This is a genomic window from Microcoleus sp. FACHB-672 (assembly GCF_014695725.1).
In the GTDB taxonomy this organism is placed as follows: domain Bacteria; phylum Cyanobacteriota; class Cyanobacteriia; order Cyanobacteriales; family Oscillatoriaceae; genus FACHB-68.
This window is the reverse complement of the sequence record NZ_JACJOU010000007.1, coordinates 87022-98945: the sequence shown is the minus strand read 5'-3', so window position 1 is coordinate 98945 and position 11924 is coordinate 87022. Positions and strand designations below refer to the sequence as shown.

Annotated in this window: 3 protein-coding genes; 2 read left to right on the top strand and 1 reads right to left on the bottom strand. The window is 46.2% G+C overall.

The window, feature by feature from the left end; genetic code table 11:
- Positions 1-24 precede the first annotated feature (24 nt).
- Together H6F56_RS04090 and H6F56_RS04085 are read left to right on the top strand one after the other, a co-directional pair.
- Positions 25-8211, top strand: a complete 8187-nt coding sequence (locus H6F56_RS04090) for a DUF4347 domain-containing protein (protein ID WP_190665576.1) — start codon at positions 25-27, stop codon at positions 8209-8211.
- A 422-nt stretch (positions 8212-8633) separates the two neighbouring features.
- Positions 8634-9152 (top strand): hypothetical protein, encoded by a 519-nt coding sequence (locus H6F56_RS04085; protein WP_190665575.1) that lies wholly within the window; start codon positions 8634-8636, stop codon positions 9150-9152.
- Between the two features lie 196 nt (positions 9153-9348).
- On the opposite strand, the gene H6F56_RS04080 is transcribed toward H6F56_RS04085, so the two are convergent.
- Positions 9349-11880 (bottom strand): hypothetical protein, encoded by a 2532-nt coding sequence (locus tag H6F56_RS04080; protein ID WP_190665574.1) that lies wholly within the window; start codon positions 11878-11880, stop codon positions 9349-9351.
- Positions 11881-11924: the final 44 nt, after the last annotated feature.

Sequence of the window (11924 nt, the reverse complement as noted above, 5' to 3'; positions counted from 1 at the left end):
AGTAGCTAGGAAACACCAGAAATCATGACAGTAAACAGACTAGAAAAGCTTTACACCAGAACAAATACAGCTATGACAAGTACAGCCAACCTCACCATGACAACTGCTTTGCAACCTACACAAAACGTGCCGGCGCAACAAAATATCAGCCTTGTGATTATTGATTCGGCGGTTGAGAACTGGGACACTCTGAGAGCGGGAGTCGTCCCCGGCACCGAGGTTGTCGTACTCGCTCCTGATCAAGACGGTATTGCCCAAATTAGCGAGGTCTTAAGGCAATATCGAGGTCAAGTTACCACTGTTCATATTGTTTCCCACGGTACCCCCGGATGTTTGTACTTGGGAAATGCCCAACTCAGCCTTCATACTCTCAGCTACTATACTGAAGAACTGCAACAGTGGTTTGTTCCCACTGCGAGTGTATCGCCTCGCTTGTTTATTTATGGCTGTCAAGTCGCCGCAGGGGATGCCGGCATCGAGTTTCTCTCCAAACTACAAGCTTTAACCGGCGCAAATATTGCTGCCTCAGCTAACTTAACCGGCACCCCTGCATTAGGAGGAGACTGGAACTTAGAACTGACCCTTGGAGAAAGTAGTTTTACCTCTGCTTTCACCCCAGAATTGATGGAAAATTATGCTTTTATTTTGGCTGATATTGCTTCAAATTCTGAATTAAAAAATTACTTAACCACCAACAAAATCTCAACAGAAGCTCAATTAGTCCTCACAGATATCTTCACGGCATTCGATAAAACAGAAGCGGCTCCCAACACGACAAAAACAGCAACGGCTGAGCTTGCAGATGGTACCCTACAAGTCACCTATTTGGGAAGCAATTTATCTTTAAATGCTTTAGTTCCCGATGTTGCAGGATTTGAATTAAAAGACTTTGCTGAGTTGGCCAAGCTCAATTTACCTGCGATTCCCATCAGTGGTCAACCGTCCTTAATCATTAAAAACCCTACTGACCCAGTCACTGCAGAATACGAGTTATCTGTCAAAGATTTCTCAATTGCTGAATTTCTCAATCAAGCCACCACTTCGGCTGGTGTTTCTCTTGATCCTGACCTCAAAAAAAATCTAGAAAGCCTTGGCAAATTTGATCTCTCTTTATCTGAGAATAAAATCTCAATTCAAACCTCTGAAGATGAAGAGATTAATCTTGCTGATTTCATCACGAACGACTCGGTTAAAGGATTTCTCGGAAAACTTGAACCTCAACTCATTCTCTCAGACTTGGCCTTCAGCTATGAAGTGGATGAGAATAATAAAACGAGTGTGTCTATTTCTGGAAAAATGGGCCAAGGAGACACCCAATTTGAGGCATCGATAGAATTTAGTGCAAATGATTATAAAATTTCCGTCAAAGATTTTCCAGTCGGTAATTTCATCACGAGCATCGCGAATGCGGCAGGTGTTACGCTTGCCTCGGATATCGAAACGAGCCTCAAGAACCTTGGCAAATTTGATCTCTCTGTATCTGAAAATGAAGTCTCAATCGCATCTTCTGGTCAGATAACGATAGATTTACAGACGATTGCAAGTATTAATACTCCTGCTGATGCAATTGATACCGCAATTAATGATGCGCTCAAAAGTATTTTTGGGGATACAAAGCTCACCTTTGCAGAACCCAAGTTTGGCTATTCAGTTGGGGAGGATGGGAAACAAGAATTAGCGCTTTCAGCTAAAATCGGTGGCGGCGAAAATCCAGCCAGTGTCAGCTTAGAATTTGGTAGCCCTAGCGATGTCAAGCTGGAATATGAAGTTGCTGAAAATTTATCCCTAGCGTCCCTTTTGGGTCTTGATGAGCTAAAAGGTCTAGAATTTGAAGATTTAAAATTCATTGCAGCAAACTACAATGATGATTCTAAGGATGAACAGTTTATAAAAGGATTCAACTTTTCAGGAAAGTTCGACTTTCAAGATGGCGATGATATAATCTCCAAATTATTTCGCGATGACCTGAAAATCACACAGTTGGATGCAAAATTACAAATAGGAGACAAGCTCAATCTTGAAGCAGATGCTCAAACCAATTGGAATTTGATTGACGATGGTGAGTTTAAAGCAACGCTGAGTCAAATTGGATTGGGGCTAAAGCTTGACGGAACCAGCGCTAAGTTTGGGATTGATGGCACACTCAAACTCATCGGCTATGACTCAACGCAAACGAATGAGCCAGAATTGGCATTATTGGGTGAGTTAGCGCTAGAAACGAATTCGCTAAATGCAGCATTTGCCTTGAGCACAGATTCAAACCAAGGGTGGACGAATCCATTTGGGTTCAAAGGAACAGAAATACGAAATTTTGGGATTACAGCAGGCATCGGAGCCACGGGGTTAGATAACTTTGGGGTACGGGGAGATTTAAAGTATGGAGCCATTGACATTGCTGCAGCTTTCAAAGTCGATTTTACTGATCCAGACAAAACGGCTGTCGTTCTGACGCTCAATCAACCAGTCAGCTTAGTAGGTCTGATAACGGGGCCAGTGAGTCCTTTTATCTTTGGAGAAGGAGCCTCTGATAATGCCCTGACAGATGCGTTTGAACTCCTCGATAACGTGATTGATGTTCAGGCAGATTCTCTAACCGATGAAGAGGATGAAGATAAGGATGGAGATAAACAAGAAAAACTACCCTTCATCAAATTTGTGCCGGTTGAGGGGATAGAAATTGCCGGTGAAACTCTAGAATCTGGCTTTGGGATTAATGCCAAGGTCAAAGCTTGGGACTCAGAAGCACGCCTTAAGATCGGAGCTGATGAAAAGCTTGAAAAGTTTGAGGGTTCTCTAGCTCTAAAAAATATTGATCTCGGATTTTTAAAGATTGCCGGCGCTGATCAAAACGACGATGAACTTAACCTCAATATTGTCGTTGATACCACTCCCAATGGTTCAAGTTATCTCGAAGGAGATGGGCGAGTTGACATCTTTGGATTTACCGTTGCCAAAGCAGACTTTAAGGTTTCAGAAACCGGCTTCAATATCAAAGATTTGGACTTAAATCTTTTCGATGTTGTGGCATTTGATATTGATGATCTCAATATCAACGTTGATGCAAATAATCCTGAAAATTCCAGTGCTTCTGGAGCGGCTAAGCTCAAAGTTCTGGGACAAGAATTAGCCAATGCCAGCTTCTCTGTTGATAAAAACCAGTTTTCTATAAATGGTGGGGTAGGGGTTAGCGTATTGGGCTACGACATTGGTGTGGATGTTGGCCTGAGTTTGGGAGAGAATCAGAATGAAATTCGATTCACCGCCAACTTTGGCGGTGAAAAATTCAGTACCGAATACAACCTCAGTGAATTATCTTCGTCGATCTCCAGTATCTCGGGTTGGGTTTCTGACTGGTTGTATGAACAGCTTAGTAGCGTGGTCAATGACGTCAAAGATGCTGTTGTAGAGGTTTTTGAGGAAGTAACCGATTGGTTTGGGGGTTTTTTCAATGGTCCCTTAGCCGGCGCAACCGTTTTTATTGATGAAAACGGTAATTTCTTGCTGGATGCAGGAGAACTCCGAACGACCAGTGATAACAATGGAAAATACCAGTTTGATGAAGCCGAAATCGCCACATTAGATGTTGATCAAGATGGGAAAATTGACATCCAGAATCCCCAAATTGTCAGCACCGGCGGTATTGATACCACCACCGGCCTTCCCGCCACATTACCTCTGATTTCCCAAATTTCTGATACTGCCAAACCCACCATTGCCACGCCATTAACCACCCTCAAAGCAGTTCTATTTTCCCAAGGAATTACCGCCGAAGAAGTCGAAACTCTTCTCAAGAAAATTTCAGGACTTCCCCTCGCTTCCCTATCGCAACCGTTAGATAAGTTTGACCCGTATGCGGCCATTGGGAAAGACGATAGCAGTGCCATTGACATTGCCTCTGGTCATATCAAGGTGATGAACTTGCTGCTAAACACCACAAGTTTCCTCAAAGCCGCCCAATATGAGGGAACAGATTCTCAAGTTCAGGTGATTGTTGCCCTTGGAGCAGTCTTACAACAGGTCAATGCCTTTGATTTGAGTAAGAGTGCTGATGTGCAACAGCTGTTGACGCAATTAAGCCAAAAGCTCAATCTCTCGGTTACCGGGGAAGTCACCAATGCTGTGGCTGAATTAGTGGCCCAAAGCAACAACTTGGTTGATGAGTTAGTCGAACAAGCGCTGGGTCGCTCTGTTTCTACGGTACTCCCCAGCATCAATCCCATCAAAAAAGCAGTGTACAGCACCCTGCCGGCAGTCACCCAACAATTGGTCGCAGGAGAAATCACTGCCCAACAATCTCAAACTCAACTCCAAGAATTACTTAACGCAGATACCTTTTTAGTCCAGTACGCTCTGAATGAAAAGCGTACGGTGAAAGTTACCTCCAGCCCCACCCTCACTGAAGGCGATAAAAACAGCCAAGGACAATTTGTGATCACCTTGGGTGAAGCCGCCCCCTCTCAAGGGCTAAAAATTCTCTACACTCTGGCGGGTACGGCCACTCAGGGGCAGGACTACAGCTCAAAGGGCGGTCAATTTGGCGAAATTAACATTGCACCAGGAGCCACTAAAGGCATTATAGATTTAGCAGTATTAGATGATACTTTCTCAGAAATGCCGGAAAGCATCACCCTAAACCTCAAATATGTTGGTGATGGTTTCGCCCTTGACCCGGTCTATAAAACCGCTGTCTTGCAAATTACCGATAATGATGAAAGCAGCAGCGCCAACCGACAAAATGGGGTACAAAAAACCGGCACCTTTGGCAATGATAGCCTCATAGGAGAAGCCGGCGACGATAATCTTTCTGGTAGTTACGGTAACGATGTCCTACAAGGACTGGCAGGTAATGACCAACTGATAGGTGGTGCCGGCAATGATAGCCTCTTGGGAGGAGAAGGCAGCGACACACTAGAAGGAAACTTCGGTGCAGATGCGCTCAAAGGAAATGCCGGCAACGATGTGATCGCAGGCGGTGGAGACAACGACAATCTCGAAGGAAATGAAGGTAATGACCAACTGCACGGAAATGCTGGTCATGACTTAGTGCAAGGCAACGATGGCAACGACTTACTTGAAGGCGGTTTTGGTAACGATGTTCTCAAAGGTAACAAAGAAAACGACTGGTTAATCGGTGAAGCTGGACAAGATATCCTCATTGGTGGCGAGGGAATAGACTTGCTTAATGGGGGTGCCGGTGCGGATGTCTTCTACTTTAGTTCACCTTCGCAAGGCGGCGACTTAATCCTTGATTTTGACCCCACTCAAGGCGATAAAATTCAAGTCTTCGGCACCGGCTTTAATACGAATTCTTTGGCAGACTTTAGTGTTCTTGCCGGCACCCTTTATTTCAAAGAGCAAGAACTGGCACTGATTCAAAACAACGGACAAACCTACAATCACTTTGCTAACTTAGCTGACATCGTTGAAATCGTCAGTGAACCCACCGCACAGCAGGCAAAAGCCACAGCAGAAATCTCCACTCAAGTTACGCCTAGTGCTGCAAATCCTGAGTTAGTTCGTAACCCAGAAACTACCATCCTTGATGACATCATCAAACGTGGTCAAATTAAAGTCAGCACTAATTCACCAGGGGCAAATTTTGACTCAGAATTCGCCCGAACTCTAGCAGCCGCCTTATTTGGGGATGCTAACAAAGTAGAACAAATCGAAACTCCATTTACCGAAGCATTTACACAGGTAGCCGATGGAACTGTAGACCTAGGTTACCCCCGCGCTACCCACAACTTGGGCGGAGATGCAACGCTGAATATTGACTTTAGTCCGCTATACTTCTACGACCATCAAGGAGTGATTGTTCGCAAAAATAGTGGAATTGAAAATGTTTTAGGTCTTAAGGGTCGTACGATTGGCGTTCTCGAAGGCAGCACTTCGTTAAGCAACTTAGAGCATGAATTAAAGCCGCAAGGGGTTGAATTTACATCTAAATCCTTTGCCACGATTGAAGAAGCAATTGCTGCCTATGATCGGGGAGAAATCGATGCTTTCTCGATTGATAGCGCCCTGATTATCGAGAACCTCAGCCAACTTTCCAATCCAGATAATCATCGCCTGTTAGACGTAGAATTCTCCAAAGAACCCATTGCACTGGCTTTACCAGAAAATGACTCGCAATGGGCTGATGTTGTGCGCTGGGTTAATTATGTGCCGGTGCAAGCCGAAGAGTTTGGAATTAATTCTCAAAATATTGATGAGTTAATTGCAGCAAATACCGATGAAAATCTCAATAATGATTCCTCTGAGAGCATTCGTCGTTTCCTAGGCATAGAAGACGAATTAGGGGCTTCTCTAGGGCTGCCTAATGACTTCGCAGTGAATGTTATTAAGCAAGTTGGCAACTACGGAGAAATTTATGAGCGTCATTTTTCTGGCGAAGATCGTGATCGCAATCTTCTCTCAACTGATGGAGGTTTGCTGTACTCTCCACCCTTCTCTGGTAAGCCGATTGAAGGCACTTTAGTTAATAACGACAATCGCAACTTACTTGCAGAAGTGTTGCAACGGGGTGTCCTAAAGCTGGGCGTTCCAGGTAATAATCCTGGTTTTGCTGTGCAGCAAGCAAATGGGGAATTTGTAGGATTTGATGTTGATTTAGGTCGGGCTATTGCTGCTGGATTGTTTGGTGATGCGACGAAGATTGACTTTCAAACTCAGTCGCTTAAAGATAGTTTTGCCAATACAGCAAACGGGGTCGTTGATGTTTCTGCAATGGGAATTACCCAGAATCTTGTTCGAGATGCGAGTTTGGGAGTTGATTTTAGTCCAACTTATCTTTACACCGGCCAAGGTATTTTAGTCCGAAGCAATAGCGGGATTAATGTTTTACCGGCTCTCAATGGTCGTCGCATTGGGGTTTTGGAAGGCGCAACTTCTTTACAAAATATCCAAGATTCTTTAAGCGAATTTGGCGCTACTTTTATCCCTGTTAAGTTTGGTACCAATGATGAGTTATTTGCCGCTTACGACCGAGGAGAATTAGATGCCGTTTCAACGGATTTAACAATCCTGAGCGCACGAATCCCGACGCTATCTAATCCTGAACAACACCAAATTCTGGATGAGGTCATTTCTAAGGAACCTTTGGCTTTAATTACAGATGAAAATCAATCTGAGTGGGCAGATGTAGTACGTTGGGTTTACAATGCCTTAGTTCAAGCAGAAGAATATGGCATTACTTCAGCCAATATTGAGGAGTTCATCACCAAGAATACGGACGACAACCCCGCGAATGACTCTAACTCTGCAATTCGCCAATTCTTAGGGATCGAAGGAAATATCGGCGAAGCTATAGGTTTGCCAAAAGACTTTGCTGTGAATGTTATCAAAGCAGTCGGAAACTATGGAGAAATGTACGAACGTCATTTCAATTCCAATGTTCTGCGCCGCGACAATAACGCACTTGCTGATGAATTTGGCTTGCAGTATGCGCTGCCTTTTACAGGTGCCTCAGCACAACAAACGCCCACAACAGATAATACCGACACCGACGATCTTGATTCAGTCAGCGGTTCTGAAGAGGGAACTTTTGGGACTGACGGTAACGACTCTCTCATCGGTGACCGGGAAAATAATATCATCCGTGGTCTCCAAGGCAATGACTATCAAGCCGGCAATAAAGGCGATGACTACCTCGATGGCGGCGAGGGTGAAGATAGTCTGTACGGCGGCAAAGGCAATGATATTCTCAAAGGTAGCAGTGGCCACGATTCTCTGTTTGGCCACAAGGGCAATGATAGCCTTGATGCCGGTGAGGGCAATGACAAACTTTATGGCAAAAAAGGTAATGACTACCTCAATAGTGGTGAGGGTGATGATATCGTTTATGCCGGCAAAGGTAACGATATCCTGTTGGGTGGCAATGGCGATGATTCTCTAGTCGGCCACAACGGTGATGATAACCTTGATGGCGGTGCCGGCAATGATATTCTCACTGGTGATAATAATAGCGATGACGAAGGGGCGCTGCGAGGGGTTGATCGCTTTGTCTTGCAACTCAATGCCGGCAGCGATACAATCACTGACTTTACCAATGGACAAGATTTGATAGTTTTAGCTGGAGGAATTACCTTCAACCAACTAACCATTTCAGCGGGAAGTGAGGCAACACTGATTTACGCTCAAAATGAGTTATTAGCTACCCTGAAAGGAGTTGATTCTACTCTGATCAATCAGCAAGATTTCGTCACAATCTAGCTGAATTCTTAGCGGAAAGCCAAACCGACATCTCCAAGAATTATTGCTTTACCTTTGCCCTGCCTGGGCTGATAGCTAATTTTTGGAGATGTCTAATAAATTCTCAGCGCTAAAATCTACCACTCTTTTCCGATTTGCAAACATCGAGATGCTGAGAAACCCGGCTTTTTTTAACCGGGTTTCTTAGTTCCCACAAATGATTTAGGGTTGCTATAAAATTTTTGCTTAATTTAAAAATACAATTTAAACTCTAAAAATAAAGAGAAATTACTATCAATTTCTGGTTACTATTCGTTTTTCAATCTAAAATTTAAAATCAAATTGCTCTTGGGGAGGTAGTAGGAAGCAAAAACCTAAGCTATCCTGAAATGATGGGAATGCTTGACTTCCTGTCCAATTCTTGAATACTAGCGCACGTTGCTATGAGCAAGCCAATCAATCAGAAAAATACCGGCAGTTCCGCCGCAGGAGTAAGCAGTCTCAGCTATCAAGGGGTGTATAGCTGTCCTGTATGCCGGCATGGTGAGATATCAGAAATTGCGTTAATGGATGCTTTTGCCTGTAACTTTTGCCGGCACATTTTCACAGCTAACCTGGAAGAACAGTTGCTGAAAATGGCAGATAGTTCCTTACCGTTGACGTGGTATTGGAATGGCAAGCGTTGGCAGGGTTTGCCTCGTGCCGGCGCTGAGTTGGATTGGGGTGCAGGGTTGGCAGCGATTGCGTTTGTGCTACTGCCGCCAACCTTAGTTGGATTGGCTGCTTACTATTTTCCCTCGTTACCCGACGACCCCTTTTCTTGGTTTCCCATTTTTTGGACGGGTTTAACTTTTTTTACCCATCTTACTTGTGTTGTCTGGCTAATTATTGAATATTATCAATTTCCTGTTTTTGCCTTTTTAAGGGTGTGGCCGCAGCAATTTTTGGGTCGCCGGCAGTAGGGTGAATATAATGCCTTTGTTGCTGAGGCCAAGCGACAATCTAATATTCCCCCACTTCCCGAAATGAGTACAGCTTTACCTTAATTTCTCTGTGTCGTTTTTGATTTTCACTACCACAAGAAGCACCTCAACAATTAATTCTAGCGCTGCCGTTAGATGCCTCGCATCATAACAAAATAGCTAAGTTCTCCGAGTTTCACTCAAACCGGCTTTTCTCAGTCACCCAGCGCTTCAAGCTGTAACCATTTGCGCCATCTACCACCAAAGCAACCGGCCCTCCATCTTCGAGATCCGCAAAGCCGGTGAGAGATTGACCGGCACCTGATGTAAATTCACTGTAAAGCAGCTTGCCGGCGTCATCAAAAATTAGCGTCCGAGGTCGAGAAGAAAGGTCGCTGCCGGCAACTGATGCCCCCGACTGGTTCCAATTCGCGTAAAGATCCGGGCGCAGCGTCAGCACAGCATCCGGCACCTGATTGCCATTGAGATCGATTGACTGCACCTGCCAATTCCCACTTTCTAGCAACATTTCCTCAGAACTGGGAACCGACCCTCCAGGCAAGCTTCCTGCCGCCTGTAATTCGCGCCAGAGGTTGGTGAGAATAGTCGTCACCCAACTAGACTGCTGCTGGTTCAACTCAGTCATGGTGATAGAGGCCGGTTCTAACCAGCGGAATTTATCTGCGGTGAAAGCCACAGGACGAGGCACCGTCCCACCGGCACCCAAATTATCTGCCGGTGTTGCACCCGGAATTGGCTCACCTGCCGCTAACAACTGCAACGTCCCGTTGTTGAAGGAAACTGCTTTCACTGTCGCCATCGCCGTTTTTTGGGTGCCATCTGGCATCCAAGCCGCCACCTGGATTTGAGAATTTAAATTTAACCCCAAAATCCGCCACAAGCGTCTTCCAGGCTCAATTCGAGGCAGTTGTAAATTAGAAAACAGCCCCCGCAACCAGCGCTGCCCGTCATGAAAACCGGCCACTTGCACCTGATACCAAACTTGGCCCTTGCTTAACTGCAAAGCGGTGTCCTGTTTTGGTTTCAGCCAATCTGCCCCATTAACCTCAAACGTGGGCGTTGCTGAACCCACAATTTGACTGGGATGATTGATCAGCGTTGACTCAGACAGCGCCACCTCTAAGCGTTCTAACAACATTTCAGCACTTTGCACCCCAGAGGCGTCTTGGCTGCCGCCAACCGGCACTGTTTGCTGTTTGAGCCATGCCAGGGCTTGTGGTTTACCCTGCTGCGCCGCCAGAATTAGCGCCCCCCAGCCCCGCACCGCTGTTTCTGGATTAATTTTCATTGCCCCTTCCACCCGTTTCCAAAGCCGACCTTTATCGGCTTTCAGGGTAATGGCAATCGAGTTAGCGTTATCTAAATCTGCCTCAAATATCTTGAGCGCTTCTTCCCAGCGACCATCTAACAGGGCGCTGTAAGCTTTTTGAGCAGGGTCAGCCTCGGCTGTGTCTGCTTGCGCTTGGGCAATCTGGGCGTGAAGTTGAATCACATCTAGCTGAGATTGCGCTGCTTCTGGCCATTCTTCTTTGCTCTGGATGCGTCGCTGCTTCACTGCTTCCATCTGCTTCAATGCCGGCGACCACAAGCCAATTCTCGCAAACTGTAGAGCTTGGTTGTAAGATAGACCTGCCGGCTCGCTTTTATCAAAAACCGGCTCTTTCAGGGAAATTTCTTCTAGTTGAATCGGATTTGGCAGAAAATTTCGTGACTGAAGCTGGTAAACCACGAATTTCGGTTCTATTCCGTTGCTTTGATCCACCACCAATTCTGGATTGCCGTCGCCAGTAACTTCTTGCCAAGCCGGAAGTTTGCCGGCAGTCGAAGTCCACTGCGCCATAAAGCTGAGGTTGGTGCGCTCTGGGTTGTAATGAAAAACTTGCCCGTAAGCAATGGTGGCTTCCCCTTCGCGCCGATAGCCCGTTAAATTTAGCCAAACGCCCTTGGTTGCCGGCGGTTCGCCCCTAAACCCTTCTAAGGCAGTCAGTGCTTGTGGGCGATTTGAACCTTGCCGATTCGATTTAGATTGGACGAGGGGAGCAATGACAAAAGATTCCGCCGGCCCTTCTAGGGACACTTGGCTGACGAGGCGAACAAATTGCTCGGTCTGCCGGTTTTTTGCGTCTTTCGCCTCAGCAACCGGCACCGGCTGATAAACTCTCAGTTCTGATAACTGCTGGCAGGGAGACTGACAAATGAGGGACTTTGGCGGTGCGGTTTCCACCATGATTCGCATCAGCAAATCTGTTGGTGTGTTTGCCCCAGTACCTGGCACTTTTAGGGGAATGGTGGGTGCCGGCTGCACGCCTTCTTGCTGAAGTTGCGCCCGGATTGCCGTTAAACTTTCAATCGGTTGGCTAGCAACCGGGGCAGATTCTGTTGGCTCTAATAACTGCGCGTTCAAGCCGGCGAAGGCATTGGGATTCATCATAAACTGGACGCTCACCCACGCCCCACCGGCCAGTAAGCTGATGCCACTGCTAAAGGCTGTCAGCGCCACCAACACAGGTGGCCAATTCCACGGCTTTGCTGGTGGTCTGCGACGTCTGGCGAGGTGTGCCGGTAAGGAAGCTCTTACAGAAAGCGGCTGGCTGCGAGTTCGCCTCGTTTTTTTGCTGGGCTTTTGAAGTTCTGATGTCTGTGGCAGCTTAGCAGTCATGTGGCGCAGGTTGTTCTTCATCGGCGAATGGCGAATGGCTAGGGGCATTTGGGCGCTGGGGCTAGGGGTTTGTAATTGACTGGCAATTCACA

Bases quoted from the DNA above. Each gene is read 5' to 3' on its own strand.
- H6F56_RS04090 (WP_190665576.1), top strand. From the start codon at position 25: ATGACAGTAAACAGACTAGAAAAGCTTTACACCAGAACAAATACAGCT.
- H6F56_RS04085 (WP_190665575.1), top strand. From the start codon at position 8,634: ATGAGCAAGCCAATCAATCAGAAAAATACCGGCAGTTCCGCCGCAGGA.
- H6F56_RS04080 (WP_190665574.1), bottom strand. From the start codon at position 11,880: ATGCCCCTAGCCATTCGCCATTCGCCGATGAAGAACAACCTGCGCCAC.